The organism is Peptoniphilus sp. HCN-40583, from assembly GCF_037892835.1.
Lineage (GTDB): Bacteria > Bacillota > Clostridia > Tissierellales > Peptoniphilaceae > Aedoeadaptatus > Aedoeadaptatus rachelemmaiella.
In genome coordinates, this window is record NZ_JBBKBU010000001.1 from 96,803 (window position 1) to 116,616 (window position 19,814).

Here is a 19,814-nt window from a genome sequence, read left to right on the forward strand (position 1 = left end):
ACATAAATTTCCCTCTCTTTTCCATTTCAAAATATTCATGCACTCATATCATATAATTTTTTGTAATGTCCATTTTGCTTTAATAATTCTTCATGTGTTCCTTGCTCAACAATTTTCCCCTTGTCAAAAACCAAAATATTATCACAATCTTTGATTGTATTTAACTTATGAGCAATCACAATAACAGTTTTGTTTTTTGTTATATGGCTAACCGCTTTCTGTATTAGATTTTCATTTTGAATGTCTAACGCCGAGGTAACTTCATCAAGCAAAACAATTGGTGCATCTTTAATGATTGCTCTCGCTATTGATATTCTCTGTTTTTCGCCTCCTGATAACAGCTTGCCGTTTTCACCTATTGTAGTCATATATCCATTAGGTAAATTTGACACAAAGCTATCGCAATTTGCTAATTTTGCCGCTTTTATTACTTCATCATCCGTTGCATTTTTATTTCCCAGTCGAATGTTATCCATAATTGTTCCATCAAAAAGCAATACATCCTGAAAAACTACAGAATAATATTTTAGCAAGGTTTCATCATCCACATTTGAAATATCGGTTCCACCTAAAAATATATTGCCTGAACTTGCTTTATAAAATCCGGCAGCTAACTTCAATACAGTCGATTTACCTGAACCAGAAGAACCTACTAATGCCGTTTTAGATCCAGATTTTACTGTAAATGTAACATTTTTAAGAACATCTTCATCATCATATCCGAATGTTACATTATCAAACTTAATACTCATATCATCAGTTTTCGCAGAAAATGGCTCAACATTGATATTTTCTTTTTTTATATCATCCATTCTTTTAACCAATACATCTGTGGAGAAAATCTCTGTCAAAGAATTCATCAACGCATGAATAGGATCATATATTAAACCAGCAGAAAACAAGAAAATAATATATGTGAATAAATCAATTTCTCCATGCAACAGTAAATAAGCTCCTACCAAAATTACGGTTGCTATACCTAATTTGAGAACCATCTGTGCTGACGCTAAAATAGTTGCAGAAAACAATTCAGATTCTCTTTGTTTCTTTTCAAAAGCATCCAACTGAACTTTTATAGACTTTTTTTGTTTTTCTTCCAAAGAAAACGACTTTATCTCTTTAATTATTTCCAGTGTTGTTTGTATTTGATCAGATGATGCCAACTTCTCATTTTTAAATTTTTCACTGTAACTCTTTTGAAGTTTTCGGGATAATAAAACTACCGCAAAAGCAATCGGTATCACCCAAAATAATGACATTGCCATTTTAAAGTTAAATATTAACATAGACAAAAAGATTACTACAGTGGACAAAACCGTCCCATAACACTGAGGAATAACATGAGCTAACGCATGTTCAATTCCTGATGTATCTGTCATTACTACGGTAGTAAGATCCGAAATATCTCTTTTCGCAAAAAACGACAACGGAAGTTTTCTTAAAAATTCCGAAATACTAATTCTTCTATTTGCACTCTCTTGGTAAATATCAATGAATGTTTTTGTGTATTCTATGTACGATAACAAAATCATAAGTAAAATAGCTGTCGCAGATACACCTAAATACCTTAAAATAGGCAATTCTACACTATAATTTTTATTTGTGATGATTGAATACATCTGCGATAATACATAAGCACATATTCCAACAGGTAACATTTTAGAAATATTGGATAATGTGTTAAATAATATTCCTTTTTTAATCAGTATTGCTTCAGCATCCGACAAATGATATTTTTCTTTTATTTTATTAAACATCTTATAGCCTCCAATCTGAAGCACCTTGATATTGTTTCCACATATTTGCGTATGCTCCATTACTTTCAACTAAATCATTATGAGTACCTTGCTCAACGATTTTTCCTTTATCCATGACAATTATTTTGTCTGCATCAATTACAGTATTTAATCTATGAGCCACCAAAATTACAGTTTTATTCTTTGAAATTTCTGTAATTGCTTTATTGATATAAAACTCATTTTCAGCATCACAACCTGATGTTGCTTCATCAAAAACAATAATTGGAGAATCTTTAACAAAAGCTCTTGCCAGTGCAATTCTCTGTCTTTCTCCACCGGAAAGGAAAATCCCTTTACTGCCATAAATACTATTTATACCGTTCGGAAGTTTATCAATAATACTTTGACACTGCGCAACTGTAATAGCTTTATCTACTTCTTCTAAAGATGCATTAGGATTTCCTACTCTTATATTTTCAAGTAAGGTTCCGTTAAATAGCTTGCTGTCTTGGAAAACAAAGGAAATATTTTTCATAAGTTCACTATTTCTTATTTCATTTATATTCTTGCTACCAATCGTTATCGTTCCTGAGTTAACCTTAAAAAATTTCCCTATCAAAGAAAGAATGGTACTTTTCCCGGAGCCTGATAAACCAACAAAAGCGACCTTTTGATTTTTTGAAATTTCAAACGATACATGCTCTATAACATTTTTTTCTTGCTCAGGGTATGAAAAACAAACATCCGAAAAAACAATTTCTGTATTTTCAGGGAATTCATCACTACCATTTTCTATATATGAATCATCACAGATAATTGTTTCAATTCTATTTAATGCTTCCTTTGCTTGAATTAAGTTCTCTCCAGTCATCATTAGCCTCATCATTGTTGTAGAAATTAAAGGGCTAAGTAATATGAAAAAAATCAAATCCAAAAATACTGCGATTGGATCGCTTGCTGAATTAAATAAAACTACAGCTACAGCTATCAAAAACACAAAAAAACTGTTTAACATAACCCCGAAAATAGTTTTAGGCATACGACAAGCTTTTGCGTAGCCTGCCACCAAATCTCTATAACTCATAATCGTATTATGAAATTTTTTGAAGCTAAATACAGTTTGCTGAAATACTTTGATAATCGGTATACCGCGAACATACTCAACAGCTTCTTTGTTCATCTTCTCTTGCAATGTCATGATTTTACCCATCATAAATTTATTTTCTCCGCCCATCATCATCTTTATACATATCACAGAAATGATTAACGGGATAAAGCAAGCAGCACCTAATCTCCAATCAAAAAAGAAAAAACTAATTACAATGATAAGTGGCATAATTGCAGTCGCCGCAAAATCCGGTAATTTATGTGCTAAAAAATCTTCTGTTAAAATGGTGTTTTCATCAATAATTTTTCTAATCTCGCCTGTAGACTTCATTTCAAAAAAGCCTAATGGCATTTCTATCACTTTATTGATTGCCTGTGATTTTAAATTTTTAGCAACTCTAAAAGCAGATATATGGGCTAAAGATAATGCCACAAAATACAAAGCAATGCTGAAAACAGATGAAATCACAGCGATTTCTCCATAATGCATAATACTTTTCGTACTTAAGTTTTCGACATATAATCTTATAATTTGATAGATACAAACTAACGGAATGATTGACATTGCAGCGCTCAAAATGGATAGTACACACGACAAAACAGTTAGATATTTGTACTTGCCGGAATACTTTAATAATCCGCTATTAAACATAGTTCTTCACCTCACCTTTTAATATTTCCAATATTTTTTCTTTATCATTCTCCGCAGAAAACTCTTTAAAAGATTGTCCGTCTAAATATAATACTTTGTTGCAAGAAGTCATTAGAAACTCATAATCATGTGAAATGATAAGTATGATTTTCTGTTTTTCTTGAAGTTCTGTCATTCTTTCGGAAATAATTCTCATATTATTTCCATCTAATCCACTTGTTGGCTCATCAAACAAATATACATCCCTTTTTAAAAGTTCTGCTGCTGCAATAGTCAATCTCTGTTTCTGACCTCCTGATAAAATTTGAGGATGCAAATCTTTAGCCTCTTCCAAATGAAATTGATGCAAGATTAAATCTATATCTGCCTTTGAATCATTTAGTCTCAACTCATCTTCAAGAGAAGCCTCAAATAAATTACTGTCAGGATTGTTTGACAGATAATATACTCTTCTCTTTCTTTTTGCTTTCTTAATTTTTTCACCATTTATAGACAAATTGCCTTTCTGTTCTTTAAGCAATCCACTCATAATTTTAAATAAAGTGCTTTTACCAACGCCGTTATCTCCTATAATTCCATAAACATTTCCACTCTTAAATGAATAACTTAGCTCACTTATGATCTTCTCATTCTTGTATGAAAAGCTTATTTTATCTAACTCCATCGAATTTACTTCTTTTAATTTCTTTGTCTTTGGGACAACACATTCTAAAGAATATGCCCTTAGCCCTGCTGTTCTAAAAAAGTCATTACTGCTTGACAGAAGTTCATTTTCCGAAAAAGAATATCTAATCTCACCATCTTCAAGGTAGTAATATTTATCAACAAGATCTTTCAGATAGTAAATTCTATGTTCGGAAATCACCATCGTTTTCCCTTGTGTTTTCAATGAAAGCATCAATTTTCTTAAAGCCTCGACACTTTTCATATCAAGATTGGCTGACGGCTCATCAAAAACATAAATCGGTGGATCAAGAGCATTTATAGAAGCAATTGCGATTTTTTGCCTTTCTCCACTTGAAAGATGAAATAAGCTCTTATCAATTAAATTTTCTCCATTGATTAAGGAAAGTGCTTCTCTAATTCTTCTCGAAATTTTTTCTCGGTCTACGCCATAATTTTCCAATCCAAATGCAATTTCATCTTCTACATTTTCTGCAAAAAATTGACTTTTAGGATTTTGAAAAATTGACCCCACTCTTCTTCCTATTTCGTACAATTCTTTTTCACATGGATTCATACCATCTATTGTAATGTTTCCATTTAGCTTCCCGCCATAAAACTTATACGCAAGTCCATTGATAATCCTTGTCAGCGTTGTCTTTCCGCATCCACTGGCTCCAATGAAGGCTACAACTTCTCCCTTTTTAATTTCTATGTTGATATTTTCAATAATATTTCGGGAGTCCTGATTATATGAAAAACTTACATTTTTAAGTTTGATCATCTCATCATCACTCCTTCCATAAAGTACAAACCTACCGTAAGCAGAACAGTCAATATAACTACAATAGAATCAATTTTTCTAAATTTTATTTCTCTTCTTGATGTATGTTTTCCATTGGCAGATATTCCTCTTACTTCAGATGCCGCAGCCAATTCCTCGGCAATTTTAGAAGAAGAGAACATCATAGGCACAAACAAATATTCCATTGTAACAAACGGCTTTCTAAAAGAAATTAGGCCTCTTAATTTTAATGAATCGATAATCTCCGAAAATTCACTTCTTACTACCGGAAAAAACCTCATCATAAAAATAAGTGGCAATGCTATATTCCTATGGATTTTCATTTTTTTCATTACAGCCATCAGTTCTCCCGGAGGTGTTTTTATAATCGGTATGACAGACAAAATAATAACTAATGTCCTGATAATTATAAAAAGAAACATTTCAGGAAGCATAATTCCAAATCCGTTTCCTTTTGAAACCAATCTCATAATGCTGATGATTGCTATCGCAAACACAATTTTTACGGTAGATTTGCTATATCCTAATACGGCAACATATAGTAATAGGATGACGGTCAGCAAAAAAAATACAGTATCTTTGGACAATACCGAAGCCAAAAATACTGTACTAAAAAATACCGCAACTTTGGAGCGTAAGTCCAAATGCATTACTTTATTATACCTGTCTTTTTAAAGTGCTTTTCTGTCATTTTATTTCCTAAATAGCATCCAATTGCAGCCGCCACCACAGTTAATGCTAAAGAAATAATAACCCACTTTGTATCTGTGTAATATTGTGTTTGAACTTGAACTTGTTCAGGAGACACTCCTGTTTTAAGAAATGCATCTTTGAAAAACCATATTTCACTCATTCCATGCGCAGCCCTTGTGAGAGATGTAATAATCCAAGCAATCGTAATTCTTTTTATATTCCTATAACTATCAGTGCCTATCATAGATAATTCTGCGATGATACCGCCACCTACGAACCAAGGAATCATAAACGGTCCCATAAATACAGTTGCCAAAACCGCTTGTAAGATATTATAAATTAGAGCAACTCCGGGTTTCCCGACTTTCATCGCCATATAAACGAAAAAAGGCCCCAAAATTAACGCTGTAAACACCGCATTAAAAATCATGTTAAAAAATAGAGATGCTCCTGTGATCATCGAAAAAGCTATAAAGACCACAATCATAATTGCAGAAAAGATTCCTATAGTTGCTAAATCTTTTATGGATAATTTTTTTGTGCTTTCCATAAACATTCCTCCTTTTCTATAAGTAATGTTTATGTTAGCACTATCTAACTCAAATCGCTTGCTGAATCAGACCAGATGTGCTGTTTTAGATATTTTTTTATATTCCGAAGGAGTCAGATTATACCTTTTTTTGAACGCATTGGAAAATTTAGAATGATCCGTATATCCAACTTGAATTGCAATCCCTGTTATAGACAACGCCGAGTTTTTCAACAAAAGTGCTGCCTCTTCTAATCTCTTTTTTATTATCGTGTCATTAATCGTTTCACCATATATACTCTTATAACAGTTTTTCATTGTAGTAATTTTTATATTGAATGTTTCAGACAGTTTTTCATATGTTATTGTTTCAGTGAAATTCTGCAATACATATTCATTTATCTTTTTCACAATTTCAATATTATTTTTGGCAAAATATTGTCTATCGCTATAAGACATATTATTTTTAACTGCTGTGAGATATAAGAATAATTCTTGGAATTTTACCTTTAAATATCCAACCAGAATATCATCCGGTACTTTATACATTTCAAAAAAAATATGTTCAATCTCAGATGTAGCTCTCTGAATAAAAAGTTTATTATCGTGGCAAAGGTCAGCCAAAACATCTTCATAGTTTATCCCAAACATTTTTTCTAAAAGATGTAGTTCATCATCAAACTCCGAAGGTGTAATACAAAAAGTAATGCCATGATAATGACTTATGGGGAAAAATGATTCTTTAGAACTGTTACTTATTAAGTTAATTGCAAAATCTCCAGCTTCCATATATGTTACAGTTCCGTCTCTTAATACACACTCAAACCTTCCTTCTCTACAATGATTGATTTCATATCGCCTTTCATTAAGAGAATCCTTAGGAATACTACTTGTAATTTTTGATGTGTGTATATCGTTATAGAATACTCTTACACCCTTAAAGACTTCATACTCTGTAATGACATACTTTCCATTTTCCAAATCACAATATTCACAAATCCTGCCTTTTGAATTCTCCACTATTTTTTTCTTATTTCTTCCATAAAGATGGCTCATATAATCCATATTATTTACCTTAAAATCTCTTTCCTATCATCATCGTAATTTTCTTCAAGACAAAATATTTTTTCTATTGGACACCCAAATATTAAACTGCACTTATATGCAACTTTTATTGATGGATTAAAATACCCCTTCTCTAAAGAAATTATTGTTCTCGTAGAAACTCCTAATTTAGTTGACAATTCCTTTTGGGTCCACTGCTTATTTTCTCTTAATTGTTTAAGTATATTTTTCATAAACTCCCTCATCATAAAAAAGTGAAGTACGCATCATGTGCGAAGTATACTTCACTTTTAGAAAAAAGTAAATGCCTGACTACTTAATCAAAATATGATTTTTTTACTATTTATGTATTTATGATATAATATTCTCAATCAATCAAATATAAGCTTAACGCTTGTTACTCTAATTATTCTTTTATAGCAAGCACAGTAAGTGTACGGACACTTACGGAAAAATGACGAAGCAGCCCTTGGGGATCTGCTTCTTTTTTTATCTTGAATTGTCAAGTCAAGTGCAATATATAATGTCGGAACTTTTAATTTAAATTTATTCCAAACATATTCTTTGATTTGAGCATATGTTGCCTCACTTTCAGCACTTGTCAAATCAAGCTCATCTAGCTCAATTTCAATATTTATATGCTTATCGACATCGAGTTTGGACAAAAGCGCTACCGTCTCCACCGCCAACCTATGGGAAAACATGTCGATGGGGATAAGGGGCTCTATATGGAATTGTTCTTTTAAATAGTATTTAATTAAAATGTCTTGTTTTTGTTAAGGGGAAAAGTCGATAACTCACTTTACCTACGACATTCTTAAAAGGAACGTCGCCAAAAGTCCTGCTGTCAATGCTTCCTCCGGGCTCCCTATTATCGCCAACGACAAACAGTTCATCATCCGAAATAGTATGAGGCCCGGCTAAATGAATTGCCTCCGTGTACATACCATCTTCGATGTATGCTTCATTTAGAGGTGTGTCGTTAATATATATCTTGCCTTCTTCTATGCTTATCTTATCACCCGGTAAGCCTATTACTCTTTTAATGTATAATTTTTTATAATCTTTAGTTGGAGGAGAGAAAATAATAATATCTCCCCTCGTGTATTTATTAGGGTTGATGATATTTTCGTATTTTTTGACAATTAATAAGTCTCGATCTTCAAAGGTAGGATACATAGAACTTCCGTCAACACGAGCAGTTTGAAAAATAAAGGTTCTTATGAATAGTGCCAACAAGAACGCTGCTACTATGCATAAAGCCCACTCTCTTAGATTTCTTGCTATATTCGTATTATTAGTAGTGTAAAACATTTTTTTCATTATTCGTCTCCCTACTATGGCTTCGTTTCGCTTTTTAACTGTCACAAAATAGTTCACACATTCGAGTAACCCTTTATTTTCTCCTTAATACCGCCACGCACTCCACTGCCGCAGTATGGGGAAACATGTCGATGGGGGTGAGGGCTTCAATATAGAATTGTTCCTTTAACAGGGCCAGATCTCGCGCCAGGGTGGATGGATTGCAGCTGACGTAGATCATGGTTTCAGGCGACGCTTGAATGGCACCTTCGACGACCATGGGATCGAGCCCGGCCCGCGGTGGATCCACGACGAGGACGTCCACCTGCTCCTCTTCGGCGATGCGGGGCATGATTTTTTCCGCCGCACCGGCGATGTAGCGCACATTGTTGACGCCGTTATCTTCCGCCGTCTTCCGTGCGTAATCCACGGAGGCTTCGGCGTATTCGTTGGCCACCACGGCCGCAGCCTGTTCGCTCAAAGGCAGAGTGATGGTGCCGATGCCGGCGTATAGCTCCACCACATTTTTGCCCGGCTCAACATTGCTCACCACGTTGTCGATAATGGCCTCGGCACCCATGGGGTTCACCTGAAAGAAATTGGAGCCGAAGATGCCGTAGTCGTAGCCGGCCAAGGTTTCGGTGATTTCTTTCTTCCCGTAAAGGTGCTCCATCTTTCTGCCGTAGTGGAAGCTGGGATTGGTGTTTTTCGTGTAGTACAAGCTGTCCACCCCGGCTTCCACGGCAAAGGCCACGGCGCCGTGAAGGAGGTTGTCCTTCATGTCCTTGGGTCCGGACAAAATCACCATACTCTCGCCCCGACGGGTGGTGCGAATGCCCACGAGGGCCACCTCATCCAGCCACTTTTCCCCCTGCATGGCGGCGAGGATGGCGTTGGCTTTTTCCGTCTGCATCAGGCATCTTTTTATGGAAATAACTTCGCCGCCTTTGCCGTAGAGGGTGAGCTTTCTGTCTTTCACGTGAAACTGCATGTGGTTGCGGTAGCCCGTGCTCTCGCCACGCGTAGTGACGGGATCCACGGCCACAGCCACATCGCCGATGCGGGATAAGGCATCGGCCACCCGCCGCCGCTTCCAATTCAGCTCCTCTTTTCGGTCCAGGGACAAAAAGGCGCAGCCATTGCAGTTCGTGTAGGGACAGGAATTTTTTACGCGGTAAGGGGATTTTTTCTCGTAAGAGAGAATTTCTCCTTCGAAAAAGCGCTTCTTCTTTTTCACGATGGTCACATCCACCACGTCGCCGATTTCCCCGCCGTCTAAAAAGATGACGGCGCCGTCGGCTTTGCCCATGCCGCGGCCCCGATAGTCGTAGTCCGTAATTGCGAGGCGCACCTTGTCGAAGACTTCCATTACTTCCGTCTCGTTTCCGTGGGCCCGGGAATCGCCTTGCCTTCTTTATAAAGCTTGCCCACGGCCCGCTTAAAGGCTTTTTTCGTCATGCCCGTAAGGCGCTTGATTGCCTCGGGATCGGATTTGTCACCGACGGGGAGTTTGCCGCCCATTTCATCCATAAGGCCCAGGAGCACGTCGGAATCCTGAAGCATTTGCACGTGGGCAAAGTCTCGCAGCGACAAAGTAAGTTTGCCGTCGTCCAGCACATTGGCCACCCGCACTTCCACCGTATCTCCCGCGTGGTAGATTCCCTTCATCTCTTGCTTGGGAATGCGGCCGTCGTAGGTGTCGTCCACGGCGACGAGGACGCCGCTTTTGCCTACGTGGTACACCGTGCCCGTGACCCGATCTCCTTTTTTGTAGGGGCTGTTTGATTTTAATGCGTCTTTAATTTCCATGGAAACGGCCAAGCGCTCGGACTTGTCCACGTACATGGTAAAGAGGTATTTTTCTCCTTCTGCGATGCGCTCCGTGGCTTCGGAGAAGGGAAGCAAGATATCTTTCGGTGCGTTAATGCCGACGAAGTAGCCGATTTTCGACTTGGCCACCACTTTCAGCTTGGCCACTTCTCCCACTTGGATGAAGGGCGCCTCAAGCATGCCGGCGATTTGCCCGTTGTTTTCACGGTACAAAAACACGTCCCGCATCTCTCCGTCTTTGCCCCGCATCTCGCCGTGAATGGGCACTTCCTTTTCGCCGTCGGTGGCCCAAAGGTATTTTCCCTTTTCCACGAGTTTTAACTGTTGTACTTTTCCTAATTTCATTTTTTCCCTTTCTCCAAGAGCTCCTTGGCCATGTGGTCGTAAATGTCGTGGGCCCTGCCCTCTAAGGTGGAGCCCAATTCGTAAAAGGCGTAGCTGCCCCCTTCGCTCTTTAAGAGGGCGTCTAAGGCGTAGTAGCTGAATGCGTCGTGGCGGCCCAAGTTTTCCACGATGGCCCGCGCCTGGGTCTTGTGGGAAAGATCCGTGTAGCGGGTCAGGTAGATGCCGAATTTTTTCGCCTCAATGACTTCGCTGTCCCGCATAAGCAAAATGGCGAGGCCCAAAAAGGGACGCTCCATTTGATCCAGGGCGAAGAGCCACTGCTCGAAGCGGCCCACAGCTTCCAGTGCCCGGTTCTTTTCAAAAAAGCGGTCGATGTGCTCCATGGCAAAGGGCTCCCGGCCGAAGTATTCCATAATGCCCACGTCCAGGGCGTCGGTATTCACCAGCGTCGGTGTCATTTCTTTATTGAGGACGGCCCATTCGTAGCTGCCGTCGTCGCCGATGTCCACCCGGGGATCTTCGACGATTTTTCCGTATAAGGTCTTCGGTTTTTTCTTAAATCCAAACATAATGCCTCCTGATTTTATTTTCCCACAGGCGCTCTTTAAAAGCAAACGGACATGGAAAAAGCTCCGGCCGAAGCCGAAGCCTTATAAAAACTGCGCGATGTAATTTAACTTATCTGCAATCCACAGGCGAATGTCCGGGAAATGTTCCACAAGGGTGGTTTTAAGCACCGCCATGCGGCGAAGCATTTCTTGTCCCTGGTCTTGGGGATCGTGAATGAAGCCGTCGAGATAGCCGAACTTCGCCAACACAGCCAAGAGGATGGCGAGAAAAATCAAGCGGCGCACCCGCCGGCGACGGCGCTTTCTTCGTTTCTTTTCTTTTTTCCGATCCACGGCATCTTGTACCATGCTTGTCATTTCCATGGACTCCCTCCTTTTTCACCAGTATAGCAGATAATATCCAAGCCTTGGCAAAGAGGCGGGAAAGCCTAAGCTATTTCGACACGTCGACGAAGCCTTCCCCGTCAACGGCGTGGATCAATTCGTCGACGGCAAATTTTGCCACGGCGTATTCCGAGCCGCAGGCGGGATAAACCACGTCGTAAGCTTTTAAGCTTTCGTCTAAATACACTTTCACGCCGGGATTGACGCCGAAGGGGGTCACACCACCGACTTCGTGGCCGATTTCTTCGGCAACTTCTTCGGCAGAGAGCATTTTCGCCTTGGTTTGGAAGGCGGCCTTGAACTTTTTATTGTCCACCCGCTTGTCCCCGGCCATGACGATTAAAATCGGCTCTTTTTCGGCATTGCGGAAGGTAAGGGACTTGGCGATTTCCCCCGGCGTCACGCCTAAAACGGCGGCGGCCATTTCAACGGTGGCGGTGGATTCTTCCGTTTCGATAAAGTGGTCCGTGAGGCCCTTTTTTTCTAAATAGGCGTACGCTTTTTCCTTCGACATAATTTCCCTCCTGTTACTTGTTTTTGTTGGCTTTGTAACGCTTGTTGGAATCTAAAATGGTCTTTCTGATTCTAAAGGATTGCGGCGTAATCTCGATGAGCTCGTCTTCTTCGATAAACTCGATGGCTTCTTCCAAACTTAAATCCCGAATGGGCGACAGGCGCAGGGCTTCGTCGCTACCCGATGCCCGCACATTGGTTTGCTTCTTCGTCTTGGTGACGCTGACCTCGAGATCCAGCCCTTTCGGCGAGGAGCCTACCACCATGCCGGCGTAAACATCTTCGCCCGGTTCCACGAAGAGATCGCCGCGGTCTTGAGCATTGTGCAGACCGTAGGCCGATGCAGTGCCCGTGTCGAAGGAGATAATGGAGCCGGTTTTGCGGCGGGGAATGTCGCCTTTGTAGGGCGCGTAGTCTTCGAACTGGGAGTTCATAATGCCGTTGCCCTTAGTGTCCGTAATAAATTCCTGACGGTAGCCGATGAGGCCACGGGCGGGAATGCGGAAGACGAGGCGGGAATAGCCGCCGTCCGGCTCTTGCATGGTCAAAAGTTCGCCTTTTCTGCGGCCCAATTTTTCGATAATGGAGCCGATAAATTCCTGATTCACGTCGATGGTGACTTTTTCCATGGGCTCGTAGCGCTTTCCGTCCACGGTTTTGTAGAGGACTTCCGGCTTGGAAACTTGGAATTCATAGCCTTCTCGGCGCAGGTTTTCGATTAAAACGGAGAGGTGCAGCTCGCCGCGGCCGCTGACCTTAAAGGCATCGGTGCTGTCTGTATCTTCCACCTTTAAGCTCACGTCTGTTTCCAGTTCCCGGTAGAGGCGGGTTCTCAATTGGCGGGAGGTGACGAACTCCCCTTCTCTGCCCGCAAAGGGCGAGTCGTTGACGGAGAAGGTCATGGACAGGGTGGGCTCGGAGATTTTTACAAATTCCAGGGCTTCGCCTTTGTCCGGATCTGCAATGGTGTCGCCGATATTAATGTCTTCGATCCCCGTCACGGCCACGATGTTTCCGGCGGAGGAGCCGTCTTTTTCCACACGGTCCAGGCCTTCGAATTCGTAGATCTTGTTGATCTTCACCGATTCCCGCTTGTCAGGGTCGGCGGCATTTAAAAGCACCATGCTGTCGCCTTTTTTAATGGCGCCGTTTTCGATGCGGCCGATGCCGATGCGGCCCACATATTCGTTGTAGTCGATGGTGGAAATTAAAAGCTGTGCCGGTTTATCCACATCCATGGCCGGCGGTTCGATGTGTTTTAAAATCGCTTCGAAAAGGGGCTTCATGTTTTCGCCTTTGACATCGGCGGATTCCGACGCCCAGCCTTCCTTGGCCGAAGCGTAGATAAAGGGGGAATCCAACACGTCTTCGTCGGCGCCCAATTCGATAAACAGATCCAACACTTCGTTTTCCACTTCTTCCGGCCGTGCGCCGGGGCGGTCCACTTTGTTAATGCAGACGATGACATCCAGACCCAGCTCGAAGGATTTTTTCAATACGAATTTCGTTTGAGGCATGGGGCCTTCGAAGGCATCCACCAGGAGGACCACGCCGGAGACCATCTTCAACACCCGTTCCACTTCGCCGCCGAAATCCGCGTGGCCCGGCGTGTCGATAATATTGATCTTCGTATCCCCGTATTGGATGGCGGTGTTTTTCGAAAGAATCGTAATGCCCCGTTCCTTTTCGATGTCGCCGGAGTCCATGACCCGCTCCGCTACCACTTGATTGTCACGGAACACGCCGGATTGCCTGAGCAGCACATCGACCAAGGTGGTCTTTCCGTGATCGACGTGGGCAATAATGGCTATATTTCGAATATCTCTCTGTTCCATAAACTTCCTTTCTCGGCAAATGCCGCTATAAAAATAGGATCGGTTGCCCAATCCTTCAACTTATCTATTATACAGCATTTTCCCCTTTCGCGAAAGGCGATTGCCGAAGTTTTAAACCAAATCCATTAAACAGTGAATGGCATTGCCCTTGTATTCCACGGAGCGGCAAATGGATTCCACGATAAAAAGCCCGCGTCCGCAGCAGCTTTCGGTGGTGCATTCAAAATCATCCGCGGAGTAATAAAAGCCTTCCCCTTCATCTCGCACGGCGATGCGCATTAAGCCGGGCTCCACGTCCACGCGCAAAAAGACCTGCTTGTCCCGATTCCATGCGTTCCCGTGATCGGCGCCGTTGACCATGAGCTCGTCGATAATCAGGCGAATATCATATTGTAAATCCCGATTGGGAATATAAGCCGAGATCACCTCCATGGCGTCGGCGATAAAACGACGCAGCGCCGCCATGTCGCTGGCCACGGACCCTTGAAAGGTACGCACTTTTCTCATGTCTTTCCCCCTATGCTTTCTTTTTACCCAAGAAAGCGTCGCAAAAACCACGACAAAAGGGAATTTTCCTTCTGTGTTTCTTCCCCTTTTTTCCGCTTCAAAATTTTCATTTTCTCTGTTACTTTTTCTATCCAGCGGGTATAATTAATCTAGGTTGACAAGTTAACAATTGAAAGGAGTTCAACACATGGACAAATATGAATGCCAAGTATGTGGTTACATTTACGATCCCGCCGAAGGCGATCCGGACAACGGTATCGCAGCCGGCACCGCTTTTGCTGATCTTCCCGCTGATTGGGAATGCCCCCTCTGCGGCGCAGGCAAAGACGACTTCGAAAAGGCTGAATAATCGCATGCAAAGGTCGCGGTTCGTACCGCGCCTTTTTTATTGCTCTTTTTACATAGAAAATCCATTGAGCCCGTGCCCAATGGATTTTTTTCAGTCTTTTTTCTTGTAATAGGCCGCCATATCCTCGAGGATCTCCCAGAGCACGTCCACATTTTCTTTGGTGACGGCGCTGTAGGGAACGATGAGGTCGTCGTAGGGAATGTGGAGGGCTTTTTTTATAATGGAAAAAGCCTTTTGCCTTTGGTTCTTCGACAACTTGTCGGCCTTTGTGGCCACGACGAGGCCGGCAAAGCCGTTTTCCACGATCCATGCATACATTTCCTTGTCCTTGGCCGTGGGTTCGTGGCGCATGTCCACGAGGAGGATCAGCTCCGCCAAATTGTCGCGGCTCTCAAGGTATTCGTTAATGGTCTTGGCCCAGGCGTCTTGGTCTTTTTTCGACGCCACGGCGTAGCCGTAGCCCGGCAAATCCACGAGGCGCAGGGCATCGTTGATGCGATAAAAATTAATGGTGCGGGTCTTTCCCGGCTTGCCGCTGGTGCGGGCCAGGTTTTTTCTTCCCAACATGGCGTTGGTGAAGCTGCTCTTGCCCACATTGGAACGGCCGCAAAAGGCAAACTCCGGCAAGTCCGCCGGCGGGTATTGCTCTTTTTTAACGGCGACTTTTTCTAAATCACACTGACGTATCTTCACGTACCATCGCCTCTTTCAATACTTCATCCATGTGCTCCACACCGATGACGTTGAGCTTTTTAATGGAGGGAGAATCCATGTCCTTTAAGTCCCTGAGATTGGCCTTGGGCACGAGGACGGTTTTCACCCCGGCTCGTTGCGCGGCGAGGAGTTTCTCCTTGAGCCCGCCGATGGGAAGCACGCGGCCTCTTAAAGTGACTTCGCCGGTCATGGCCACGAAGCGATTCACGGGAATCTTCGCCATGGCGGAGTACAGGGCCGTGGTCATGGCGATGCCTGCGGAGGGACCGTCTTTCGGCGTAGCGCCGTCGGGAACGTGAATGTGAATGTCGTGTTTGTCCTTAAAGTCTTCGGGAAGGCCCAATTTTTCTTCCACGCTCCAAATATAGGTGAGGGCCGCCTGGGCCGATTCCCTCATGACATTGCCCAGTTGGCCGGTGAGTTGAATCTTGCCCTTGCCGGGCACGATGTTTACTTCGATGCCCAAAAGCACGCCGCCCACTGCCGTCCAAGCCAAGCCGTTGACGTAGCCGATGAGGTTTTCCTCTTCGATGTCCTTTTCCAAGGCCTTTTTCTCGCCTAAATATTTATTCAGATTGCGATTGGTAATGTGGGCCTTTTCCTTGCCCGTTTCCAAAAATTCCAAATTCACCTTGCGCACGATTTTCGCCAGCTCCTTGTCCAACATGCGGACCCCGGCTTCTTTCGTGTAGTTTTCGATCATGGTGTCGATGGCGTTGTCGGAAATGGTCATGGCATCGGCGCTGTAGCCCACGTCTTTTAAATGCTTGGGCCACAAATGGCGTTTGGCGATTTCTTTTTTCTCCTCGGGGGTGTAGCCGCCGATGGTGATGATCTCCATACGGTCCAAAAGGGGCGCCGGAATGGTCTTGGTGGTGTTGGCCGTGGTGATGAAAAAGACTTTCGACAAATCGAAGGGGATTTCCAAAAACCGATCGGTGAAGGTGTTGTTTTGCGACGGATCCAACACTTCCAAGAGACCGGAGGCCGGATCGCCGCGGTAATCGTTGCCCACTTTGTCGATTTCGTCGAGAAGGAAGAGGGGATTGTTTGTCTTCGCCTCTTTCATCAAGCTGATGACACGGCCGGGCATGGCGCCCACATAGGTTCTGCGGTGGCCGCGAATTTCGTTTTCGTCGGTCATGCCGCCTAAGCTCATGCGGACATAGGGCTTGTTCAGCGCTTCCGCCACGGAGGCGGCGATGCTGGTCTTGCCTACCCCCGGCGGGCCGACGAGGCAAAGGATGGGGGATTTGGCGTCCGGAGATTTTTTCCTCAGGGCGATAAATTCCAAAATCCGCTCTTTAATGTCCTTTAAGCCGTAGTGGGCCTCGTCTAAAATTTTGCGGGCTTCTTTTAAGCTGTGCTCTTCTTCCGCCGATTCACACCAGGGCAGATCCAAAATCCAATCCAGGTAATTGGTCTGGCCCGCATACTCCGGCGACGCGGCGTTGATGCGCTCCAGCTTCTTCAGCTCTTTCTCCGCCTTTTCCCGCACCGCTTCGGGCAGGGCCTTCTCTTCCAGGCGGCGGCGATATTCCGCCACTTCCTCTTCTTCTTCCCCGGTGAGTTCCTTTTGGATGACCCGCATTTGCTCTTTCAGGAAGTATTCCTTTTGGTTTTCGTTAATGGAATGCTTCACCTTGTCGTCGATGGCGTTGGAAATGCGCAAGAGCTCATTTTCTCGCATTAAAATGGTGTGCAGGCGCATGAGCCGCTCCTTCACGTCCATGGCGTCGAGAATGCTTTGGGCATCTTCCGCCTTCATGTTCACATAGCCCGCCACCGTGTCGGCAAAGGCCTGAGGCGTGTCGTAATTAATCACCGAATCCAAAAGACCGGGGTAGATCTTGTTGTTTTTTTCGATGTATTCGTCCAGGTCGTCTTCCGTGAGGCGCAAAAGGGCCTCGAGTTCCGGCTCCATGGCCTCCTCTGTGTCGTCGTAGCGGGCCACCTCGGCTTCCATCCACTTGCCGGAGGTGTCCACCGACTGAATCACGCCGCGAGCCACGCCTTTGACGAGGACACGCACGATGCCCCCGGGCAGGCGCAGGATCTGATTGATCTTGCAAATGGTGCCCGTCTCGTAAAGGTCTTCCACTTCGGGCTCTTCCACTTCGGGATCTCTCTGTGTCACCACAAAGAGGTAGCCGCCTGCGCCGTCTGCTCGCTCGATTGCCGCCACCGAAGGCTTTCTCGCCGCGTCAAAATGGGTGATGACGTGGGGCAAAATGACCATATCCCTTAGGGCCAGAAGGGGAAAATTTCCGTTTTCCGTTTTTATTGCCATAGTTTCTCCTTATATAAAAAGGCCCACCTAGGTGAGCCTTTCGCTTATTGATCCGACGAGATCTTTTTCAAGGGCTCGTCTCTTTCCATGATCGGGGCCTCGTCGCCTTCGACGCTGGCCTTGGTCACGATGACGCGTTTTACGTCGTTCATGGAAGGAATTTCGAACATGGTGTCCATCATGATCTCTTCGATGGTGCCTCTCAAGCCGCGAGCGCCGGATTTCTTTTTGATGGCTTTTTCCGCAATGGCGTCTAAAGCATCTTCTTCGAATACCAGTTCCACGCCGTCCATGGCGAAGAGGGCTTTGTACTGTTTCACAATGGCGTTTTTCGGTTGAGTCAGGATGTGGACCAAGGCGTCTTTATCCAGCTCTTCCAAGGTGACGGTGACGGGTAATCGGCCGATAAATTCCGGGATCAAGCCGTATTTCAAGAGATCTTCCCCTTCCAGTTCTTCCAGAAGGTTCACCTCGTCGTGCTTGCTCCGTTTGATTTCCGTACCGAAGCCGATGCCGCCTTTGCCTAAGCGGGCTTCGATGGTTTTATCCAAAGAATCGAAGGCGCCGCCTAAGATAAAGAGGATGTTGGACGTATCCACTTGAATAAATTCCTGGTTCGGATGCTTTCTGCCGCCTTGCGGGGGGACATTGGCTTCCGTGCCTTCGATGAGTTTTAAAAGGGCTTGTTGCACCCCTTCGCCGCTCACGTCACGGGTAATGGAGACATTTTCCGATTTGCGGGCGATTTTGTCGATTTCGTCCACATAGATAATGCCTCTTTCCGCCGCCTCGATGTCGTAATCCGCCGCTTGAATCAGCTTCAGAATAATATTTTCCACATCTTCGCCGACATAGCCCGCCTCGGTGAGGGAGGTGGCATCGGCGATGGCGAAGGGCACATCCAGGATGCGGGCCATGGTCTGCGCCAAAAGGGTTTTGCCGCTGCCTGTGGGGCCCACCATTAATATATTGCTCTTTTGAATTTCAACGCTGTCGTCGCCTGCGCCGGCCTCTTGGGTGCGAATGCGCTTGTAGTGATTGTAAACGGCCACGGCCAGGGCGCGCTTGGCGCTTTCCTGGCGAATGACGTAGTCGTCTAAGGTCGCTTTAATTTCCGCCGGCGTGGGCAGGTGATCGGAATTGGCCGCCTCTTTCGGCGCCATTTCCTGTCTTAAAATATCTTCGCACAAATGAATGCATTCGTCACAAATATAGGCGTCGGGCCCTTTAATCAGTTTCTGCACCTGATCTTTGGACTTGCCGCAAAACGAGCAACGCTGATCTTTTTTCTCTTCTGTCATGATGCTCCTAACTATTTCCGTTTGACGATGACATCGTCGATGATACCGTAAGCTTTCGCCTCTTCAGCCGACATAAAGAAGTCGCGATCCGTATCTTTTTCCACTTTTTTCATGGTTTGGCCGGTTCGCTCGGCGATGATGGCGTTTAATTGCTTGCGGGTCTTTAAGATTTTTTCCGCGTGAATTTGAATATCCGATGCCTGACCTTGAGCGCCGCCCAAGGGTTGGTGGATCATAATGTCCGCATTGGGCAGGGCATAGCGCTTGCCCTTTTCGCCGGCCAGGAGCAGAAACGCGCCCATGGATGCGGCGAGACCCACGCAAATGGTGGAGACGTCGGGCTTGATGTATTGCATCGTGTCGTAGATGGCAAAGCCCGCGCTCACGGAGCCGCCGGGAGAGTTTATATAAATTTGAATGTCTTTGTCCGGATCTTCCGATTCCAAAAACAAAAGTTGGGCGACGATTAAATCCGCCATTTGATCGTTCACTTCACCGGTTAAAAAGATAATCCGGTCTTTTAAGAGTCGGGAATAAATATCGTAGCTTCTTTCGCCGCGATTGGTTTGTTCCACGACCATGGGTACCAGTGCCATACTTATGCCTCCTTTGCGAGGCTCGT

The 19,814-nt window shown here is 44.0% G+C and carries 20 protein-coding genes and 1 pseudogene; 1 reads left to right on the plus strand and 20 read right to left on the minus strand.

Annotated elements, in window-relative coordinates:
- Positions 1–35: 35 nt before the first annotated feature.
- From WKT05_RS00460 to WKT05_RS00535, 16 genes and pseudogenes are all read right to left on the minus strand, one after another.
- On the minus strand, positions 36–1,757 hold the full coding sequence (locus WKT05_RS00460; protein WP_340412438.1) for an ABC transporter ATP-binding protein: 1,722 nt from the start codon (positions 1,755–1,757) through the stop codon (positions 36–38).
- A 1-nt stretch (position 1,758) separates the two neighbouring features.
- Positions 1,759–3,498, minus strand: a complete 1,740-nt coding sequence (locus tag WKT05_RS00465; RefSeq protein ID WP_340412439.1) for an ABC transporter ATP-binding protein — start codon at positions 3,496–3,498, stop codon at positions 1,759–1,761.
- The gene (locus WKT05_RS00470; RefSeq protein ID WP_340412440.1) at positions 3,491–4,945 is read right to left on the minus strand and encodes an ABC transporter ATP-binding protein; all 1,455 of its coding nucleotides are present in this window, start codon (positions 4,943–4,945) and stop codon (positions 3,491–3,493) included. The genes WKT05_RS00465 and WKT05_RS00470 overlap by 8 nt, the downstream gene beginning before the upstream one ends.
- Complete coding sequence (locus WKT05_RS00475; protein ID WP_340412441.1) at positions 4,942–5,616, minus strand: energy-coupling factor transporter transmembrane component T; 675 nt, start codon at positions 5,614–5,616, stop codon at positions 4,942–4,944. The genes WKT05_RS00470 and WKT05_RS00475 overlap by 4 nt, the downstream gene beginning before the upstream one ends.
- Positions 5,616–6,209, minus strand: a complete 594-nt coding sequence (locus WKT05_RS00480) for an MptD family putative ECF transporter S component (RefSeq protein WP_068454585.1) — start codon at positions 6,207–6,209, stop codon at positions 5,616–5,618. The genes WKT05_RS00475 and WKT05_RS00480 overlap by 1 nt, the downstream gene beginning before the upstream one ends.
- A 66-nt stretch (positions 6,210–6,275) precedes the next feature.
- Positions 6,276–7,253: a helix-turn-helix domain-containing protein gene (locus WKT05_RS00485; protein WP_340412442.1), complete on the minus strand. Its 978-nt coding sequence runs from the start codon at positions 7,251–7,253 to the stop codon at positions 6,276–6,278.
- Positions 7,254–7,258: 5 nt separating this feature from the next.
- The gene (locus WKT05_RS00490; protein WP_340412443.1) at positions 7,259–7,486 is read right to left on the minus strand and encodes a helix-turn-helix transcriptional regulator; all 228 of its coding nucleotides are present in this window, start codon (positions 7,484–7,486) and stop codon (positions 7,259–7,261) included.
- A 279-nt stretch (positions 7,487–7,765) separates the two neighbouring features.
- Positions 7,766–7,939: pseudogene (locus tag WKT05_RS00495) on the minus strand (23S rRNA (uracil(1939)-C(5))-methyltransferase RlmD); the annotation flags it as partial.
- A gap of 67 nt (positions 7,940–8,006) precedes the next feature.
- On the minus strand, positions 8,007–8,576 hold the full coding sequence (gene lepB / locus WKT05_RS00500) for a signal peptidase I (protein WP_340412444.1): 570 nt from the start codon (positions 8,574–8,576) through the stop codon (positions 8,007–8,009).
- A gap of 73 nt (positions 8,577–8,649) precedes the next feature.
- Positions 8,650–9,924 carry a 23S rRNA (uracil(1939)-C(5))-methyltransferase RlmD gene (rlmD, locus tag WKT05_RS00505; RefSeq protein WP_340412445.1) on the minus strand — a complete coding sequence of 425 codons (1,275 nt, stop codon included), beginning with the start codon at positions 9,922–9,924 and terminating at the stop codon, positions 8,650–8,652.
- Positions 9,924–10,730: a CvfB family protein gene (locus WKT05_RS00510; RefSeq protein ID WP_340412446.1), complete on the minus strand. Its 807-nt coding sequence runs from the start codon at positions 10,728–10,730 to the stop codon at positions 9,924–9,926. Before WKT05_RS00510 ends, rlmD begins: the two co-directional genes overlap by 1 nt.
- A complete protein-coding gene (locus WKT05_RS00515) occupies positions 10,727–11,299 on the minus strand; it encodes a hypothetical protein (protein WP_340412447.1) in 573 nt (190 codons plus the stop codon). The genes WKT05_RS00510 and WKT05_RS00515 overlap by 4 nt, the downstream gene beginning before the upstream one ends.
- An 81-nt stretch (positions 11,300–11,380) precedes the next feature.
- Positions 11,381–11,662, minus strand: a complete 282-nt coding sequence (locus WKT05_RS00520; protein ID WP_340412448.1) for a hypothetical protein — start codon at positions 11,660–11,662, stop codon at positions 11,381–11,383.
- Between the two features lie 70 nt (positions 11,663–11,732).
- A complete protein-coding gene (locus tag WKT05_RS00525; protein WP_215506803.1) occupies positions 11,733–12,197 on the minus strand; it encodes a YbaK/EbsC family protein in 465 nt (154 codons plus the stop codon).
- Between the two features lie 13 nt (positions 12,198–12,210).
- A complete protein-coding gene (gene typA / locus WKT05_RS00530) occupies positions 12,211–14,031 on the minus strand; it encodes a translational GTPase TypA (protein ID WP_340412449.1) in 1,821 nt (606 codons plus the stop codon).
- Between the two features lie 111 nt (positions 14,032–14,142).
- Positions 14,143–14,538 (minus strand): ATP-binding protein, encoded by a 396-nt coding sequence (locus WKT05_RS00535; RefSeq protein ID WP_340412450.1) that lies wholly within the window; start codon positions 14,536–14,538, stop codon positions 14,143–14,145.
- A 187-nt stretch (positions 14,539–14,725) separates the two neighbouring features.
- On the opposite strand from WKT05_RS00535, the gene rd reads away from it, so the two are divergent.
- Entirely contained in the window at positions 14,726–14,887 is a 162-nt protein-coding gene (rd, locus tag WKT05_RS00540) for a rubredoxin (RefSeq protein WP_215506809.1), read from the plus strand.
- Positions 14,888–14,977: 90 nt separating this feature from the next.
- Here rd and yihA read toward each other — a convergent pair whose 3' ends face one another.
- From yihA to clpP, 4 genes are read right to left on the minus strand one after another with little or no spacing between them, the layout of a single operon-like run.
- The gene (gene yihA, locus WKT05_RS00545; RefSeq protein ID WP_340412451.1) at positions 14,978–15,580 is read right to left on the minus strand and encodes a ribosome biogenesis GTP-binding protein YihA/YsxC; all 603 of its coding nucleotides are present in this window, start codon (positions 15,578–15,580) and stop codon (positions 14,978–14,980) included.
- Positions 15,561–17,891 (minus strand): endopeptidase La, encoded by a 2,331-nt coding sequence (gene lon, locus WKT05_RS00550; RefSeq protein WP_340412452.1) that lies wholly within the window; start codon positions 17,889–17,891, stop codon positions 15,561–15,563. Before lon ends, yihA begins: the two co-directional genes overlap by 20 nt.
- 44 nt (positions 17,892–17,935) lie before the next feature.
- Positions 17,936–19,192 (minus strand): ATP-dependent Clp protease ATP-binding subunit ClpX, encoded by a 1,257-nt coding sequence (gene clpX / locus WKT05_RS00555; RefSeq protein WP_340412453.1) that lies wholly within the window; start codon positions 19,190–19,192, stop codon positions 17,936–17,938.
- 11 nt (positions 19,193–19,203) lie between these two features.
- Positions 19,204–19,788 (minus strand): ATP-dependent Clp endopeptidase proteolytic subunit ClpP, encoded by a 585-nt coding sequence (gene clpP / locus WKT05_RS00560; RefSeq protein ID WP_215506816.1) that lies wholly within the window; start codon positions 19,786–19,788, stop codon positions 19,204–19,206.
- Positions 19,789–19,814: the final 26 nt, after the last annotated feature.